General features: G+C 49.2%; 17 protein-coding genes and 1 pseudogene. 17 read left to right on the top strand and 1 reads right to left on the bottom strand.

What is annotated here, in order from left to right:
* From AC6B99_RS27835 to AC6B99_RS27800, 8 genes are all read left to right on the top strand, one after another.
* On the top strand, window positions 1-675 hold the full coding sequence (locus tag AC6B99_RS27835; protein WP_494860175.1) for a response regulator: 675 nt from the start codon (window positions 1-3) through the stop codon (window positions 673-675).
* On the top strand, window positions 672-1,754 hold the full coding sequence (locus tag AC6B99_RS27830; RefSeq protein WP_496664754.1) for a sensor histidine kinase: 1,083 nt from the start codon (window positions 672-674) through the stop codon (window positions 1,752-1,754). Before AC6B99_RS27835 ends, AC6B99_RS27830 begins: the two co-directional genes overlap by 4 nt.
* A 242-nt stretch (window positions 1,755-1,996) precedes the next feature.
* Window positions 1,997-3,361 (top strand): outer membrane protein assembly factor BamB family protein, encoded by a 1,365-nt coding sequence (locus AC6B99_RS27825; protein ID WP_496664753.1) that lies wholly within the window; start codon window positions 1,997-1,999, stop codon window positions 3,359-3,361.
* 665 nt (window positions 3,362-4,026) lie between these two features.
* A complete protein-coding gene (locus tag AC6B99_RS27820) occupies window positions 4,027-5,646 on the top strand; it encodes a response regulator (protein ID WP_496664752.1) in 1,620 nt (539 codons plus the stop codon).
* 35 nt (window positions 5,647-5,681) lie between these two features.
* On the top strand, window positions 5,682-7,526 hold the full coding sequence (locus tag AC6B99_RS27815) for a cache domain-containing sensor histidine kinase (protein ID WP_496664751.1): 1,845 nt from the start codon (window positions 5,682-5,684) through the stop codon (window positions 7,524-7,526).
* A gap of 92 nt (window positions 7,527-7,618) precedes the next feature.
* Window positions 7,619-8,287, top strand: coding sequence for a VOC family protein (locus AC6B99_RS27810; protein ID WP_496664750.1), 669 nt, complete (start codon window positions 7,619-7,621; stop codon window positions 8,285-8,287).
* 193 nt (window positions 8,288-8,480) lie between these two features.
* Window positions 8,481-9,119 carry an HAD family hydrolase gene (locus AC6B99_RS27805; protein WP_496664749.1) on the top strand — a complete coding sequence of 213 codons (639 nt, stop codon included), beginning with the start codon at window positions 8,481-8,483 and terminating at the stop codon, window positions 9,117-9,119.
* A 14-nt stretch (window positions 9,120-9,133) separates the two neighbouring features.
* Window positions 9,134-9,964: a GNAT family N-acetyltransferase gene (locus tag AC6B99_RS27800; protein WP_496664748.1), complete on the top strand. Its 831-nt coding sequence runs from the start codon at window positions 9,134-9,136 to the stop codon at window positions 9,962-9,964.
* A 97-nt stretch (window positions 9,965-10,061) separates the two neighbouring features.
* On the opposite strand, the gene AC6B99_RS27795 is transcribed toward AC6B99_RS27800, so the two are convergent.
* Window positions 10,062-10,241, bottom strand: a complete 180-nt coding sequence (locus AC6B99_RS27795; RefSeq protein WP_056040595.1) for a hypothetical protein — start codon at window positions 10,239-10,241, stop codon at window positions 10,062-10,064.
* Window positions 10,242-10,498: 257 nt separating this feature from the next.
* Here AC6B99_RS27795 and fabI point away from each other — a divergent pair, with 257 nt between their 5' ends.
* The 9 genes and pseudogenes from fabI to AC6B99_RS27750 all read left to right on the top strand — a co-directional run bounded on the left by fabI (window position 10,499) and on the right by AC6B99_RS27750 (window position 17,921).
* On the top strand, window positions 10,499-11,275 hold the full coding sequence (gene fabI, locus AC6B99_RS27790; protein WP_056040594.1) for an enoyl-ACP reductase FabI: 777 nt from the start codon (window positions 10,499-10,501) through the stop codon (window positions 11,273-11,275).
* Between the two features lie 35 nt (window positions 11,276-11,310).
* On the top strand, window positions 11,311-11,991 hold the full coding sequence (rpiA, locus tag AC6B99_RS27785; RefSeq protein WP_496664747.1) for a ribose-5-phosphate isomerase RpiA: 681 nt from the start codon (window positions 11,311-11,313) through the stop codon (window positions 11,989-11,991).
* A gap of 122 nt (window positions 11,992-12,113) precedes the next feature.
* Window positions 12,114-12,704: pseudogene (locus AC6B99_RS27780) on the top strand (GerAB/ArcD/ProY family transporter); the annotation flags it as partial.
* Between the two features lie 94 nt (window positions 12,705-12,798).
* On the top strand, window positions 12,799-13,131 hold the full coding sequence (locus tag AC6B99_RS27775; protein ID WP_235533276.1) for a spore germination protein: 333 nt from the start codon (window positions 12,799-12,801) through the stop codon (window positions 13,129-13,131).
* Between the two features lies 1 nt (window position 13,132).
* Window positions 13,133-13,324 (top strand): hypothetical protein, encoded by a 192-nt coding sequence (locus AC6B99_RS27770; RefSeq protein WP_496664746.1) that lies wholly within the window; start codon window positions 13,133-13,135, stop codon window positions 13,322-13,324.
* A complete protein-coding gene (locus tag AC6B99_RS27765; RefSeq protein WP_496664782.1) occupies window positions 13,321-14,280 on the top strand; it encodes a Ger(x)C family spore germination protein in 960 nt (319 codons plus the stop codon). The genes AC6B99_RS27770 and AC6B99_RS27765 overlap by 4 nt, the downstream gene beginning before the upstream one ends.
* Before the next feature lie 117 nt (window positions 14,281-14,397).
* Window positions 14,398-14,616, top strand: a complete 219-nt coding sequence (locus AC6B99_RS27760) for a cold-inducible protein YdjO-related protein (protein WP_056040585.1) — start codon at window positions 14,398-14,400, stop codon at window positions 14,614-14,616.
* Window positions 14,617-14,700: 84 nt separating this feature from the next.
* Window positions 14,701-16,656: a helicase C-terminal domain-containing protein gene (locus tag AC6B99_RS27755; RefSeq protein WP_494879163.1), complete on the top strand. Its 1,956-nt coding sequence runs from the start codon at window positions 14,701-14,703 to the stop codon at window positions 16,654-16,656.
* A gap of 59 nt (window positions 16,657-16,715) precedes the next feature.
* Window positions 16,716-17,921 (top strand): Bcr/CflA family multidrug efflux MFS transporter, encoded by a 1,206-nt coding sequence (locus tag AC6B99_RS27750; protein WP_056040582.1) that lies wholly within the window; start codon window positions 16,716-16,718, stop codon window positions 17,919-17,921.
* Window positions 17,922-18,225: the final 304 nt, after the last annotated feature.

The following is an 18,225-nucleotide window of genomic DNA, read 5'->3' as shown; positions in this document are numbered from 1 at the left end:
ATGACCCGAATATTAGTCGTTGATGATGATCCGCATATCCGAGAATTAATTGGTCATTTTTTGCGGCAGGAAGGCTTTGAGGTCGCTCATGCCGTTGATGGCCTGGATGCGCTGCGGATGCTTGCCGAGGTAAAGGCGGATATGGTGATCCTTGATATTATGATGCCAGGCATGGACGGATGGGAGCTGTGCCGCAAGCTGCGGGAGCAGACGGACCTGCCGCTGCTGATGCTGACGGCCAAAGGCGAAGCGTCTCAGATCGTAAAGGGCTTTACGCTAGGAACAGATGACTATTTGGTGAAGCCATTTGATCCATCCGTGCTTGTCGCCCGTGTGAAATCTTTATTCAGGCGATACCGGATTCAATCCTCACAAGCGGTCATAATAGGCAATGTGACGCTGCGCCGCGATACGTTCGAGTGCCGCGTAGGGGAACAAGATTTGACCTTGCCGCTTAAAGAGTTCGAGCTGCTGTTTAAGCTCGCCAGCTATCCCCGCAAGACGTTCACGCGCGATCAGCTGATTGAGCAGATTTGGGGCTTCGATTATGAGGGCGATGAAAGAACCGTCGATGTGCATATAAAGCGGCTGAGGGAGCGTTTTCCTGAGGAGCAGCATGGCTTTCGCATCAGCACGATCCGGGGACTAGGCTACCGGCTGGAGGTGCAGTCGTGAACCAGAAGCCAAGCCTCCTCCATCTGGCGATGAATTTTACGATTGCCTTGTCGGCATTGCTCGCCTGCTGGATCATTTCTTTTTATATAACAAAGTCCGTTTTTTCGGCAGTGGCATGGGCCCCGCATGACTTGCTAAGTTTTCTCATAAATGCGGTGCTCGGTTTTTGTATCTTTGGGGTGGGCATCGCCATTGTAGGCAAGTTTTTTCGGCGGAGGGAGCATTACTTTCTGGACGACATGCTTGAAGCATTAAAACGTATTTCACAGGGCGACTTTCGCGTCAATCTGGAGTGGGAGTTCGGCAGAAACAATGAACAGCAGCGGCATCCCTATGTGCAGCTTGTTGACAGCATCAATAGCATGGCAGCCAATTTGAAGGAGATGGAGGAGCTTCGGCAGGAGTTCATCTCGAACGTATCGCATGAAATCGGCTCGCCGCTTACATCGATCAGCGGTTTTGCCAAGGCGCTGAAGAATGACAAGCTGGATGTAGAGCAGCGGCAGCGGTATTTGACCATTATTGAAACGGAGTGCTTCCGTTTATCGAAGCTTAGCGATAATCTGCTGAAGCTGGCCGTTCTGGATTCGGAGAGACAACCGTTCCATCCGACCACTTATCGGCTGGATAAGCAGCTTGTATCGCTTATTCTCGCTTGTGAGCCGCAGTGGGAGGAGAAGAAGATCGAGATGAGCGTGGAAGCAGACGAGCTGGAGATCAGCGCGGACAAGGACCTGATGAGCCAAGTTTGGCTGAACCTTATTCATAATGGCATCAAGTTTACGCCTGAAAGCGGGAAAATAACGATTTCCCTCTCGCGTACCGAGGAGCATGCGGTCGTCTGCATCGCAGATACGGGGCCGGGAATTGACGAGCAGGATTACACGCGTATTTTCGAGCGTTTTTATAAAGCGGATAAATCACGTGTCCGTGCCGTAGGAGGCAGCGGCCTCGGGTTGTCTATTGCCCATAAAATTATGGAGCTCCATCGCGGCTCAATAGCCGTGCAGAGCAAGCTGGGAGAAGGGACTGAATTTACCGTTTCTTTGCCACTGCCATTTGATCGTGCTGAAGCTTAGATTAATATGGTAAAAAGAAGCGACTTTCATAAAAATAAGTAGAATCGTCACCCTGATTGGCCTATAATATGGATATGATGCCATTTTGCTAAGGATAACGAATTGGCAGAGAGTGTTGAATAGCTGGTGATGGCGTTTAAACAATAGCCGGATTGCCCTTGCATGTTTATGGGGTAATCCGGTCATTTATGTTGAAAAAGTATTTATCCTATTTAAAAATGGAAAGAATGGGACGGTGCTAGATGCTTATCAATCTTTCACAACAAATGAAAAGGATCGTCGCTGTTAGTGTCACTTCCTCCATTCTCGCCTGCGGCTTGCAGGGAGGAACGGTTGTTTTTGCTGAGAAGCCTGTCATTAGCAGTACCACCCCTATGTATGGAGTAGCCTCTGCTCCAGCTGTCAAACCATTATGGAGCTTGCCGCTTGCGAAATTTGATCAGGATGGCAGAGCTATAACGGCGGCATTTGCAGAGGAGGGACGACTGTTCGCCCTTGTGGATGGGGGGCAGCTTGCTGCTTATGACGGCAAAAGTGGGCGAAAGCTGTGGAAATATGGTTCTGGATTGAGGCCTGTGCTCGCCTATAATCAAGGCAGCTTGTATGGTCTTACAACAGATGGCGCAGTCATTGCTGTTACCAAAAATGGCAGCAAGCAGTGGACGACAGCAATTCGTGCCGATAAAGCGGATCAGATCATTCCGGTCGGAGATACGATTTATGTGACGCAAAATTTAACTCTTTTTGCATTAGAACGGGCAACGGGCAAGCTTCGCTGGAAATTAACGGAGAAGGAGAACCAATACTCCTCAGGATCAAATAATATTATCGTAAGCAAAGGTGTTGTGCTTCGCAGTTATTTGGTTCAAGGCGCTCTTACTTCTAATCAGATTAATGCCTACGATCAGGCAACAGGCAAAAAGCTTTGGACGTCATTTGCCCAATTTTCCCCGCTCTTGGTCAAGGACGGGCTGGTTTATTCGGTCATGGACACGTTCATGAGGGGAGATGACGATTCCATCAATAGAAGCTTGCATATCGCAGTTCTGGACTTGTTGACTGGGAAGAAGAAAGGCGAGCGAGTTTACAACTGGATGGTAGAGCCTGAAGTGCCTGGACAAATTGAATTCGGCGGTGCTAATGGCTCTGCATTTCTGAATGGCAATGACCTTTATATTTATCAGGGAAAAGCGGTTGCCAAATATAATTTCGCCTCCTATACCCCTAACGGTAAAGCCGTTCAGAAGTGGAATGCGCCTAATCCGAAAGAATATCAACCGCTCTATAGCATTTATGGCGGCAAACTGCTCTATCAGAGCTTCCGCGATAATTCCATTCTCGCTCTAAAGACGACGAGCGGACAAGAAATCCATTTCCCGAGCGGTATTAGTCCCGTGCAGACGGACTTATTTGCCAACGGCCTGTTTGTCGCTCGCGCAGACGGAACGCTGGATGCGTATAATTTCGCAACTACAAAGCCCGTTTTCAGCGTGAAGACCGGCTCGGGCGAATTTGATCCGACGCTGAAGTCAGGCGATATGATCTATGTACGCTCTGGCGGGACGCTGCATGCCGTAAAGCTGCCTGCAACTCTAACAAAGAGCTAGATAGATGAGATGGGCAAATAGACGCCTCGTTGAGAGTGCGTCTATTTAGGGTGTGTATGCAAACAAGAGTCGGCCTGCTGCGCTTTGCTTAGCGCTTATTCGAGGCCAATCTCATCTGACGATTCAAGAATTAAGGAACCGCAGCACGCGATTACGGCTAAGAGCAATGTTGCAAAGACTACTGTGGATGAGGCCATACGGCGTGGATGCTCGCTACTTTTTTTGCAGGACTGAGGTTCCGCTATTCTGGATTTTTATCCTATTTTAGGCTGCATGCGGACAGGAGATCCGCTATTGCCCTCATTTTCCCGTCAAAATGGCGATTGACAGCCCATTAGCGGCTCCTGAGTCCGCAGCCTGCTCCATTCCCTTGATTTTGTTGAAATAGCGGCTGCTGTGTCCGCCAAGTTTATTTTCGTGTTTTGTGCAGGGAGTAAATCGGGGTCATTTCCGAAACTGCGGCGGAAAGTGTTCCGGTGTCCACCAAGTCTAGTTAAGTGTAGGTTAGGATAGGGTGTGACCTTCTGCAATGAAGGGCATGGAGCTGCTTTTCCTCCGCAAAAACAGACATTTTTCTACAAAATCTCCGCTTGCAATCGGAAATCAGACAGAAGTACGATAAAGGTATTCTTGTGCCCAAAATGAAACGAACAGGAGCGCTGTCCATGTACAACATTTTGCTTGTGGATGATGAACCGGGCCATTTGGCGGGGCTATCCAAAATGCTGCAAAAGCTCCGCCCTCAATATGCGATTTCTATAGCGCGCAATGGAAAGGAAGCGCTATCAAAATGCCAAGAGCAGCCATTTCAGCTGATCATTTCCGATATCCAAATGCCTCTGATGAACGGTCTCGAATTTCTGGAGCAGCTTCCCCCGGCGAATCAGCCGCAGAAATTTATTTATTTGAGCGGCTATGACTATTTCGACTATGCCCAAAAAGCGATAGGGCTCGGCACCTTTGATTATTTATTAAAGCCTGTCGATCAGGAAAAATTCGCGCTTGTGCTGGAGAAGGCCGAGCGAAGCCTTCGAACCGAGCAGGAGGCACAGCTGGCGAATAGCCGGCTTGAGGTTAAGCTGAACACAATTGCGCCATTGTATCGCAGCCGTGTAATGAAGGAATGGCTGCATAATCAAGCGTTATCCAAAGCAGAGAGCAAAGAGCTGGAAGAATGGCTTGGCTTCGGCGGCCCCGGCATTTTGCTGTTAACCGAAATTCGGCTGCGCAGCAAGGCAGCGTGGGAGCCGGAGGATATGCTTCTTCCCCGAGTCCAGCAGCAATTGGAAGCTTGCCTGCAAGCATCGGGTAGCTCAACCAGCAGCATTCCGCTGTATGAAGGGGAGGGGGGCAGTCATGGCAGGCTGATTACAGTAACGAATGCTTCAATCAGCGCGGAGCAGCTGCAGGCGCTGCAGCAGAAAATGCAGCAGGCGGTTCCCAGCTCCTATCAAATTACGCTTGGCGTGAGCAGTCACGCGGAGGATATGCTAGTTTCCGCTTCGCAGATGTATGCAGAAGCAGGGTTAGCTTTATCGGAAAGCTTCTATGTGGAGCAGCAGACCGTATTCCATGCCCGGCAGACGAACGTGAGTGCTGAGCTTGCGCTTAAACTGGATGCCCGGCACGAGGCCTTGCTGCATGAGGCCGTTGTTCATGAACAGGAGCAAGGGCAGTTTAGGCTTATCGCAGGCGAGCTGCTGCACAAGCTCCTTGGGGAAGCAGGCAGCGGGCTTCCGCAGCCAGAGCGGCTGACGCTTTGCGTCCAGAAGCTGCTTGTACGGTTGTCCGAAAACTTAACGATGCCAAAGCATCAGACGCTGGAGGAGTGGAGGGGACGTATGGAACAGGCATTAGGCGAAGCTGCCAGCCTGAGCGCTCTCCAAACCGTCATTTCAGAACAGCTTGGCTTGCTGGCAACTGCTCATGCCGAAGCCAAGCGGGATCATAAGGAGCAGTTGATTTACAAGTGTATCGCATATATTGACGAGCATTACATGGAAGATTTGTCACTGGAGTCGGTTGCGGCCGTTTTTCATTTTAATGCCAGCTATTTCTCCCAATACTTCAAAAGCAAGCTAAACATCAATTTCAGCCAATATGTTACGCAGGTTCGGCTCACGAAAGCGAGACAGCTGCTAGAGGAAAGCAACGATAAAATTTATCAGGTAGCTGGAAGCCTTGGCTATCATGATGTGAAATATTTTAATCGCGTATTCAAAAAGGAATTTGGACTGACGCCAGAGGAATATCGGTCGATAGCCCGTCATATGAAGCGCTCCTGACCCGAGGTCAGAAGCCGGAGGAAGCAGGGAGCATTTTGCGGAAAATTCGCGAGCGTGTACGGGATATGAAGTTCAGAACGAGGCTCATTTTGTTTTTTGTGCTGTTGATTACGCTTCCATCTGTGCTAAACGGCATCCTGCATTACAGTGCAAGCTCTGACATTATTGTCACGAATGCGCGCGACAGCATGCTGGAAATTGTGAAAAAAAACAATGAAATCGGCGATATTGTGTTCAGCAACATTGAAGAGCGCACCGTTTCACTCATCTCTGACCCGGACTTATACCGGCTGTTCAACCGCCCTAAGCCGCAAAATGATTACGAGTTGGTCCAGATGGACCGGCAGGCAACGGTTATTTTGAATAAATATTTTGGACATGATCAGGATTTGTATACCGCTCAGCTTGTGACGAGCTATTTCAGCTTTGGATCAGGCAGCGGCATGTATACGTCCTCCTCCCCGTTCGTCTCGGCGGATCCGCAGGGCTTCCGCAAGTCGGCCATTTATAAGGAAGTGCTGGCCAGCAGAGGCAGCCTAATTTGGGTACCCACCTATGATTTAACCCGCGCTTTCCAACAGGAGGCGCTATATGACATGGATGCCAAGTTCCGGATGGTGTTTTCCTGCGCCCGCCTGCTCAACAGCTCCCCGATTATTGACGGTGCCATTTACAATTGGCCAGAGCATGTCGAGCGACCGGTGCTGCTGCTTAATTTCAATGAATCCTTTTATCAGCGCAGTGTGCAGCAGAGCTTGTCCGCGGTTCAAGGCTCCTATTTTTATATCGTCTCCAAGGATGGAAAGATCGTAACGCATCCCGAGCTAAGCAAGCTCGGTACAGCTGACCACAATCAATGGTACAAGACAGAGTTTCGGCAGCCATTCGGCACTTCGCTCGTTAAGGAAAACGGGGAGGATGTACTGATCAGCTACGATACTTCTCAGGTTACAGGCTGGGTGACGGTTAATGTGACGCCGTACAAGCAGCTGCTTGGCAATTTGCCAGCCATTCGCTATATGGATATATTATCAGGCGTGGCACTGCTCATTATTTCAATCGTTATTGCCTCCTTTATCGCAGGGCGCCTGACCCAGCCGATCAAAAAAATGCTGGTTGCCATTCAAATGACCGGAGCAGGCGATTTCACAGCGAAAATTCCTGACCAGCCGCAGCTGGAATTCCGCATTTTAACGAAGAAATTTAATGTGATGAATGATAAAATACGCGAGCTGATTCAAGAAAACTACGAAAGCCGGCTGCGGGAGAAGGAAACGGAAATTATGGCGCTTAATCTCCAGCTGAACCCGCATTTTTTGTACAATACGCTTAATATTATTAACTGGATGGCGATTGATCGGGATGAGCCCGCCATTAGCCGAATGATCGTCAGCTTGTCGTCCATGCTGCAATACACGGTGAAAAACAAGCAGGAAATGGTACGGCTGCGCGACGATTTAAATTGGCTGCAAAGCTACACGCATATTATGGAAAATCGCTTTGATGGCATTTTTAAAGTGGCCTATGATTTAGAGGGCGTGCCAGAGGATAGCCTCGTTCCGAAGCTTTTTCTCCAGCCGCTCGTGGAAAATGCGATGATTCATGGCTTTGAATCCGGTGAACCGGGCGAGCAGGGCGGTCTTGTGAACATTAGCGGCCGGATGGTGGAGGACCGATTGTTGTTCGAGGTCAGCGACAATGGCAAAGGCATGAGCCCGCAGCAGGCGGCGGACGCACGGAGCAAGGAAGGTGCAGGAATCGGAATGAGCAACGTCATTTCGCGTCTGGCGTTGCTGTATGGCGAGCAGGCTGAGCTCCGTGTGCGCTCTAAACCCGGCGAAGGCACGACGATTACCGTCGTCATTCCCTTGCAGCGCTGAAGCTAAAGGCTAGTCAGTATGGTAAAATAGACTTTCAAAATATTTGCGAGGGTGCAGGCAGTATTGCCTTGCTGTGGGGAGGAACAGGCACGATGAAATTTGAACAAATCACTTTATGGACAAGCAGGCTGGAGGCCCTGTATTCCTTTTATAAGGAGCAGCTTGGTTTCCCGGTGCTGGACCGAAACGAGCAGTCCTTCACGGCAGCAATTGGCAGCACACAGCTCACTTTCCGGGGGACAACGGACCATACCGACCCCTTCTATCATTTTGCAATCAATATACCGGAAAACAAGCTTGCGGAGGCAAAAAGCTGGCTAAAGGGAAAAGTGGCGCTCATTGAGGAGCAGGGCAGAGACGAAGTGTTTTTCACATCATGGGATGCAGGGGCCGTTTATTTCGCCGATCCCGCTGGAAATATTATCGAATTTATTGCCAGGCATCAATTGAAAAATAGTACCGAGCATCCGTTTGCCCTCTCGGATTGCATTGAAATTAGTGAGCTCGGCATTGTTACCGCTGAGGTCATCCCTGCCGTTCGGGAGCTGAACGCTTTAGGCATACCCAATTGGCGTGAGGATAGCGAGGGACTAACTCCTGTCGGCGATGAGCATGGGCTGTTTATTGTGGTGAAGCAAGCCCGGGAATGGTATTTCTCAGGCGGCAGGCAGGCGCAGTTTTATCCGGCAGAAGTGGTAGTCGCTTCAATAGGACGAATAGAATTTCCGGACATTTCGCAAATTCACTTGCTTCATACTTAAACGATTGTTTATAAACGGATATCGATCTGAAATTTCCATCAGATACATATTCGGATAATTATTCAATTTATTTGATTTTATGTATCATGAATAGGGTGTTATAGGTATATTTTCTGAATAGTCTGAATTCAATAGGTTAGTTACATAAATATAATTATGTAAACAAAAAAGAAGGCGGAATGGTGAGCGCGCGATGAAAGCATTTATTTTTGACATGGATGGCGTCATTATTGATAGTGAACCGCTGCATTTTGAGGTGGATTTGGAGACGATGGAGCATCTGGGCTTCAAGGTCACGCAGGACGACCTGGAAAAATACGTGGGCATGACAAATCCGGCCATGTGGCGTCTTATTCGCGTGGAATATGGCATGGAGCAGACGGTGGAGGAGATCATTTCTTACCAGCTGCGGCGAAAAATAGAGGAGCTTCGCGCTCGTGATTTTGCGCCAATTGCGGGTATTTTGTCCCTTCTTGCCGAGCTCAAGCAACGGAACCTGCCAATCGCTTTAGCGTCTTCCTCCCCGCGGATTTTTATTGAAGAAGTGCTGCGCAAGTTCGATATTACCGATTATTTTGCAAGTATCGTTAGCGGAGAAGAGGTGCCGAGCGGCAAGCCAGCTCCCGATGTATATTTGGAGGCAGCTCGTCAGCTTGGCGTATTGCCAGCGGATTGCGTCGTTTTGGAGGATTCCCGCAACGGGGTCATCGCAGCGAAAGAGGCGGGCATGCGCTGCATCGGCTATATTAATATTCATTCAGGCGATCAGGATCTTTCCCGTGCCGATTGGATCGTTAAAGCCATTAAGGATATTCCATTGTCCCAATTATAAGGAGGCTTCACTTGTTGAATATATGGATGACTACCCCCGAGCTTGTGGAGCACGTTGAGAACTCCGAGCTTGTCTATATGCTGGATCGAATGAAGGCCATTCAGGAACGGGAGCATAACCCGATGGGAATAGCGCTGCAACGCTTCGGCCCAGCAGTGGCTATTGCCAGCCGAGCAATGCCATGGCCGCAATTTAATACGGTTAAAGGCTTTGGCCGTGCAGGTGCAGCGCAGCTGGATGAAGTGCTAAAGTGGTATAAAGAGCAGGGCGGGAGCCCACAATTTGAAATTGTGCCTTCGCGTACAGATGGGGAGACGCTGCTGGCGCTGGCCAAGCAAGGGTTTTATCAGACGGGCTTTCATGCGAGTATGGCAGGAAGCATTGCTGAAAAAACCGACGGGAAGTTGGAGCAGCATCTGACGGGTATTGACGTACGCAGGCTGAGTGAGCATGAGGTTGAGCTTTACGCAGAGCTGCATGCGCTGGGCAGCGGGCTGCCGATATCAGGAAAAAATCACATTGCCGACAATAATCGCATGCTGTTCAGCCGGGAAGGCTGGCAGTTTTATGCTGCTGAGATCGATCATATCGCTGTTGGGGTCGGCGTCATGCATATCCATGAACATATCGCATCCCTTACATTTGCCGCTACAATGCCGGAATATCGCATGCGAGGTGTTCAAGCGGCTTTAATTGCAGCGCGCTTGCGTGCTGCTGTCCAAGCGGGCTGCAGCCTCATAGTAGGACAAGCCGCCTATTGCTCTAGCAGCCAGCGGAATATGGAGCGCGCTGGCATGCGCCTTTGCTATACGCGCAGCACATGGAGCAGGCTGCCCTCTATGTAAATCTGTCTCTTGTCTAGCTAAAGAAGAGAAGGCAGGAAGCCAAATTCTAAATTCTAAAAAAATAAGGCAGCAAACCGTTCTTTGACGGTCTGCTGCCTTATCCTTTGCCCTTCGCTTCAAAGTTCAGGCAAGGCTTCCCGGAGGAAGCTAGCACAACTTGGCTTGGCATCGCCTGCGATTTAAAGCCGAACGCCCTGCAGCCTCTTGGCGCGCCGGGGTCCCAAGTTACATAATAATGGCGGCATTTCATGCAATTCATGCGCTCCTGCTCTGTCATTACAATAAATCATCCTTCTATGAATAAGATGCTAACGTTTATTATAGCATTTCTCAGAATGAAACGCGCCGCGCCGCCAGAGGGATGCGACAGCCGTTTCACCTTGAAATATAGGAAAGGATATCCTAACGTTATCCTTTCTCTATATTTCTCGGACTGAAACGTGCCACGCCGCCTATGGACGGCGACAGCCGTTTCACCTTGTTTTGTGCTATAATGGCAAAAGGTTTATGGATTTAGTTAATGGAGGGATTATTTTGTCTGGAATGATGAACAACAAAAAAATCGTAGTCATGGGCGTCGCGAATGAGCGCAGCATTGCTTGGGGAATTGCCAAGTCGCTGCATCGGGAAGGGGCTCAGCTTATTTTTACATACAGAAAGGAACGCTCTTTCGAGAAGCTGAAGGGCTTGCTGGAGCAGACAGGCATTACGCCACTGCTGACGGTACCTTGCGACGTATTGGATGATGAAAGCATAAGCGCAGCTTTTGCCCATATTAAAGAGCAGGCGGGAAGCATTGATGGAATCGTGCATTCCCTTGCTTTTTCGGATAAAGACGAGCTTAAGGGCGAGTACCTGGAAACGTCGCGTGAAGGCTATCTGCTCGCGCAAAATTCCAGCGCTTTTTCCCTTGTGGCGATTGCCAAACAGGCGAAGGGTGTCATGTCCGAGGGCGGCAGCATCGTTACCCAATCCTATATTGGCGCAGAGCGCGTCGTGAAAAATTATAATGTTATGGGCGTTGCCAAGGCAGCGCTTGAAGCAAGCGTACGATATTTGGCGGAGGATCTTGGCAAATATAATATTCGTGTTAATGCGGTTTCTGCTGGCCCGATTAAAACCCTATCGGCAAAAGGCGTTTCCGGCTTCAATGACATTATGCAGACGATCGAAGAACGTGCGCCGCTGCGGCGCAATATTGATCAGGAAGAAGTCGGCGATGCGACGCTATTCCTTCTTAGCCATCTGTCACGCGGAATAACTGGCGAAGTGCTGCATGTCGATGCAGGCTATCACATATTAGGCTTGTAACTTTAAAACGGTACGCAGAGAGCGGAGGGAAACGTTTGAACGTCAAGCAATTGGCAGCAGAGAAAGCCGTCCAGCTTGTGCAAGATGGCATGCTTGTTGGGCTTGGAACAGGAACGACAGCGTATTGGGCGATTTTGAAGCTGGCACAAAGAATGAAGCTCGAAGGACTGGACATTAAAGCCGTTGCCAGCTCCAAGCAGTCGGAGGATTTAGCGGCTGAATACGGCATTCCGTTAGTTCCACTCGCTGAAATTACGGCGATTGATTTAACGATTGACGGTGCGGATGAAGTAGACGGCGAGCTTCATTTGATTAAAGGCGGCGGCGGTGCGCTATTGCGGGAAAAAATTCTTGCTGCTCACAGCAAAACCTTTGTCGTAATCGTGGATGAGTCCAAAAAAGTAAGCCAGCTTGGACATTTTCCGCTTCCGGTGGAAGTTGTGCCCTTCGCCTCTAATTTGACGCTGCAAAAGCTGAGAGAGCTTGGCTGCACCGCCGAGCTGCGGGTATCGGCAGACGGAACCTTTGTAACGGATAACGGCAACTATATTGCTGACTGCCGTTTCGGAACGATTGCCTCGCCTTCGGAGCTGCATGAACAGCTGAATGCAATTCCTGGCGTAGTGGAAAATGGCTTGTTTATTTCGATGGCAGCCCAAGTGATTGTTGGCTTCGATACGGGGGAGACCGAGATTTTGGTTCCGGTTAAACGTTAATAAATTTATATGGGAATACCGCCTTGAAGGCGGTGTTCCTTTTTTTCTGTATAAAATTGGATCAATAAGGAAACCTATAAGCGCTATTATCGTTTAAATTAACGCTTTGGGTGGGATTTGAAATGGTTAAGGTACTTCATAAAGTAAGCTTCCTGCAAATATGCATGATTCTCATGATGACCGTTGGCTTAACGAATCATGTCGTTATGAATCCTTTAATTTTGGATGCTTCCGGCAGGGATGCATGGATTTCCGTCTTATTAACAGGCGTATTGTTTCTTCCATGGTGCATATTGCTGGTGCTATTTATGAAGAGATCGGGTCAACAGAAGCTGCACCCTTGGCTGGCATCCAAAACGAATCCGGTCATCGCTTGGCTGATGATCATTCCGCTCGGTCTGCAATTGCTTTTCATCGGGGGATTTACCTTAATTGATACGGTCCGATGGGCGACCACCAATTATATGCCCAGCACGCCAAGATCGGCTTTAATTATCACCCTCTGTCTAGTATGCTGCTATTTTGCAATATCCGGCATTCGCATGATAGCGATTGCTGCAGGGATTATGCTTCCCGTAGTCATTTTGCTGGGTTACTTTGTAGCCATAGCTAATACGCCGGAGAAAGATTATCGTCTTTTGCAGCCTGTCCTAGAAAATGGCTGGCAGCCCGCGATTCAAGGCATGATCTATGTCGGTGGCGGATTTGTAGAAATGATTATGCTTTTAGCTGTCCAGCACCGGATCAAGTCCCGCGTAAAGGCTTGGCGGATTAATTATTGGCGATTCTGCTATTCGGGCCGGCTTTGTGTCACCAAGCGTCGTCGTTGTGGGGGCGATTACGGCAGTTGCTGGAGCGACACTTGTCAATCAATCGTTAAGTACGACGGTAAGCGTCATCCGTTTTCTGTTGTTTGTAGCTGCTTCCCTATTGGGAATGTACGGATTCATATTAGGGATTGTCGTGCTTATCGGATATATGGGACGGCTCAGCTCTTTCGGGGTCCCGTACCTGTCGCCGTTTTCTCCTCCTATAATGAGGGAGCTTCTTACGGCTGCGCTTCGGCTGCCCTGGGTAAAGCAGAAACAAAGGCCGGAAACATTGCATACGGTTGATTCGGACAAGCAAGGGGAAGATTAGCATGAAAGTATGGATAAAATGGAGCCTGATCGCTAGTTTGCTGCTGCTGAGTCCAGGCTGCTTTGATTCAAAGCCGATTCAAAACATGGCTTATGTCACAGCTATCGGCCTGGATTATAAGGATGGGTTTTTTATATCTTACGCGCAGGTGCTTAACTTCTTAAATGTAGCCAAATCCGATAAAATGAAATAGGGAAAAACATACCGGTATGGATCGGCCGCGGCACAGGAAAGACGGTGACGGAATCGTTGTCCTCGCTGTCCGAAACTTCGCAGATTAGATTGTTTTGGGGACATGTCAAAGCGGTTGTGGTAGATGAGGAGCTTCTAAAATCACAAGCGATTGTTCGGCAAAGCTACGAAGCAATCAATCGTTACCGCGAAGTTCGTTACAATATATTGCTCTATTCAACAAAGACGCCGATCGTAGATATTTTTAAGCAAAAATCGATTTTGAATTTGCCTGTCTTGGATACCATTCTGGATATACCCGAGGATACCCATGCCCAGCGCTCCAACATTGATCCCCAATATGGCTTCAAATTTATTGCCGAATTTAATGAGCCGGGCAATACCGCCATCATTCCTACGATTGGCATAACGAAGGAGGTATGGAGGGAGGATGCCCGGAAAATGCCGATGTTTAAAATTACGGGCGCCTTTTTCATTCGGCAAAACGAGAATTTAAGCTGGTTTTCTGAAACAGAATTGCTCGGAAGAAGATGGGTGCAAAAAGGAAATAAGCGCTCCGTTCTGCTAATTGGCAATCGAGAAGCTCCGACCGCTACACTCGTCATTATTAAACCGAATTACCGGATACGGTATGTTAAGAACAGCAAGCCATTGCAGTTCAAGATTGAAATTAAGGCGAGAGCCTATGTGGAGGAAATGATTAAAGATGTTTCGGTGAAAGAGATGGAGGTTCTTGCAGCGAAGGCGATTCGCGATGAAATGATGGCTACCTATGAGAAAGGCCTTGTCACTCAAACCGATCTATTAAATTTATTTGCCGAGCTTTATCGCAGTGAACCCAAGCTGTGGCATCAGCTGCGTAATAGCAAACAGCTTCTACTAAACCAAAAAACATTGGGACAAATCGATGTGAAAGTAACGATTACCAATACTGGAAAATACAAAGGGAAGCTGTAACGTTTCCTAGCCAGCTAGAGGGGGCTGGCGGGTTTGGGAGCCTTGACGTATGCGGCCAAGAAGTGATATATTATGTCAGATTGCCTGAACGTGTAAATGAAAGGGATGTAAAATATATTGGCTACGAGCGAAGACATTACGAAACCGAAATTATTACCTACCAAAATTTTGAAATGTAAAAACCCCGAATGCAAAGCGTGGGTAAGAGATGAATTCGCCTCGGCAGAGCAAACCTGCCCGATATGCAAAGGACCGATGCTACGAAGCATGAAGCATTTGCCAGCCGTGCAGAACAAGCCAAAGCCGCAGCCTAGAAAACCGAAATCTGACTTTTAATTTCAATTTGAAAAAAAAACCGCCCGAACGGCTGCGTGATTTTAGCGCAGCCGTTCGGGCGTCTATTTGGAGGCGCTGCTAAGCATGACACAACACCATTATCCGTTTGATTTTGACCCGTCGCAGCCTTATATGCAGCAGGCAAGCGACTGGATCGCGGATGTTTTTTACGAGAAGCTTCCCGAAGCCGGGCTTGAGCTGCGAGATGAGCAAATTTATATGGCGTTTCAGCTGGAACGAGCTTATGCGGACAAGCAGACGATTTTCGCTGAGGCAGGCGTCGGCACAGGCAAAACTTTCGTTTATTTGCTTTATGCCATTAGCTACGCGCGTTATACTCGCAAGCCGGCTATTATTGCCTGCGCTGATGAATCGCTCATCGAGCAGTTGGTAAAGCCGGAAGGCGATATTGCCAAGCTGTCCCGCCATTTAGGACTGACCATCGACAGCAGATTGGGAAGATCGCCTGATCAGTATGTCTGCTTGAACAAGCTGGATGATGCAAGGGGCGACGCTCAATTAGAGGGCGCAGAGCATTTTGACGACATTTATCGCAGCTTGCCGGATTTTGTTCATAAGCCAGAAACGATGCAAAGCTTTTATCCTTATGGCAACCGCCGGGATTATCCGGAGCTCAGCGATGAAGTTTGGGACCATGTCGGTTGGGACGTCTTTCAGGACTGCATGGTATGCAGCCGCAGACATCGCTGCGGACAAACGCTGTCACGCGATCATTACCGCAAATCAACGGATTTAATTATTTGCTCGCATGACTTTTATATGGAGCATGTATGGACCTATGAAGCACGCAAACGCGAGGGACAACTTCCCTTGCTGCCGGAGCATAGCTCAGTTGTATTCGACGAAGGGCATTTGCTCGAAACGGCGGCGCAGCAGGCGCTAACGTATAAGCTCAACCATGCGGTATTTGAGAGCATTATTACGCGATTGCTGGAAGGGGAAATCCGCGAATCGCTGGCGCTGGCCATTGAGGATGCAATTGTGCAAAGCGAGCAGCTTTTTGAGCGTATCCAGCAAAGCAGCCGTGCTGTCGCAGCATCAGATCGCCGCGAGCTGCTGTGGGACAACACGCTTATACAGGAAGTAAACCGGCTGCATCAGCTGCTTGATCTCATCGAGGAGGAGCTTGTGTTCGAAAGCGGCTTGTTCACGCTTGATGAATATCAGCTCAAAATCGTCGAGGAGCATTTGGAGATGATTCAATATGCCCTTTCGCTGTTCCGCAAACCCGAAAAGCCGATTAGCTGGGTGATGGAGGACAAGTCGGGCATTTCTCTTGTCATTATGCCTAAGATGGTGAAGGAAGTGCTGGAGGAGCATGTGTTCTCTCGCAAAATGCCAATCGTCTTCTCATCGGCTACGCTGTCGGTAGACGGCTCCTTCGAATATACGATGGACAGCCTGGGCATTAAGCAGGCTGAGTCGTTCTCCGTTGCTTCGCCTTATGATTATGAGCATAAAATGCGGGTGCTTGCATCCGAGTCGGAAGCTTTGGATGAATTCGCGAACCAAATGCAGGCAACGGTAAAGCTGCTTGGGGAAGCGAAGGGCGGCACGCTCATTTTGTTCCCTTCTCGTGAGGAGCTTGCGCGCTTCAAGCAGGCGATGAATGATGAGCCGCTTGCACAGCAAAGACGTTTCCTTTATGAAGGAACGTCGGAGATTAGCCATTTGATTGGGGCATTCCAAGCCGATGAGACCAGCGTGCTGTGCGCGGTGACGCTGTGGGAGGGACTGGACATACCGGGGCCTTCTTTATCGCAGGTCATTGTATGGTCGCTGCCATTCCCGCCGAATGATCCGGTGTTTGCTGCAAGACGCGCCGATGCCCAGCTGCCTTTCGAGGAAGTGGATATGCCTTATATGCTGCTGAGGTTAAGACAAGGCATGGGACGTTTGATTCGCACGAGCAGCGATGAAGGAACGGTAGTCATTTTTGGCGAGGAAATGCGCCAGCCTGCTGTTAAAGAGCGTATTAGCGCCATAATGCCCAAAGGGGTTAAGCTGCTGGCTCTATAATGGTATAAAATTATAACAAGTTTATTTTCATACGACACCAGAGAGGAATTAAGCTTCAAATGAAAATGAATCAGAATCGTAACCGGCTCAGGCTGGCCTTGCTGCTCGGTTCTTTCTCGGCTCTGGGCCCGCTGACGATTGATATGTATTTGCCTTCGTTTCCACAAATAGCTGAGGATTTTGGTACGAAGGCTTCACTTGTGCAATTGAGCTTAACCGCCTGTTTAATCGGCCTTGGCCTCGGGCAGCTCGTCATGGGACCGATGAGTGACGTTCATGGCCGGCGCAAGCCGCTGCTGCTGTCCTTGGTCGTTTATTTAATTGCTTCGCTGGCCTGTGCGCTGGCACCGAATATTACTTTGTTTATCGTTGCCCGTTTTATACAAGGCTTTGCGGCCTCAGCAGGCATCGTTATTTCAAGGGCTATTGTCCGTGATCTATATAGCGGACATGAGCTGACCAAATATTTTGCACTTATTATGCTGGTTAACAATGTTATGCCTTTACTGGCACCTGTTGCGGGAAGCGGAATTATATCCTTCACCACTTGGATCGGCGTGTTTATCGTACTCGGGGCGATAGGCCTTGCTCTGGCGCTTATTGCAACGTGGCAGCTGGAGGAAACACTGCCACGCGAAAAGCGAATTTCGAGCAATTTCGGCGAGCTGCTGCGTAATTTCGGGCAGTTGCTTAAAGATCGCGAGTTCACCGGTTATGCGTTGACGCAAGGTCTGATGATCGGCGGTATTTTCGCTTATGTCTCAGGCACACCGTTTATTTATCAGCATATTTACGGCACCTCGCCGCAAGTATTTGCCTTTTTGTTCGGCACCAACGGTCTCAGCCTTATTTTGGGCTCGCAGATCGTCGGGCGCCTCAGCCATAAATGGACGGAGCAGCAATTTTTGCTACTCGGGCTGCTGCTCTCCGCGGCATCCAGCGTTTCATTGCTGATTGCGGTGCTTGTGGAGGGGCCGCTGTGGTCGCTAGTCGTTCCTTTATTTTTCTTTGTATGCTCAATCGGTATTACCGCTACCGCTTCGTTTTCGCTGGCTATGGAAAACCAAGCCCATATTGCCGGCAGTGCCTCGGCTTTGCTTGGCTTGCTGCCTTTTGTGCTTGGTGCTGTAGCGGCTCCGCTCGTTGGCATTGCCGGAGAGGAAACAGCTGTCCCGATGGGCGTCATTATTTTTACCGCCAGCATGCTCGGGATGGTTGCTTATTTCGGCCTCGTCCGCTCTAAGCAGCGTGCTTCTGGAAAATAAGCTAGAGTTGCAAACGTACGAGTGAAGCTAGATTAGCAAGCAACAATGAAATAAAGCAAGCCTTAATCATTAGGTACCTATAGTCAGACACTTTGAAAAAAAGTGGTCGGACTGTGGGTACTTTTTTTTTGAAATATAAGAAAGCATATGCTTACTTATATTTCTCGGACTGAAACGCGCTGCGCCGCCAGAAGACGGCGCCAGCCGTTTCACCTTGAAATATAGGAAAGGCTATTCTAACGCTATCCTTTCTCTATATTTCTCGGACTGAAACGCGCTGCGCCGCCAGAGGACGGCGCCAGCC

This window comes from Paenibacillus liaoningensis, from assembly GCF_059609455.1.
This window is presented reverse-complemented; position numbering and strand designations above follow the sequence as displayed.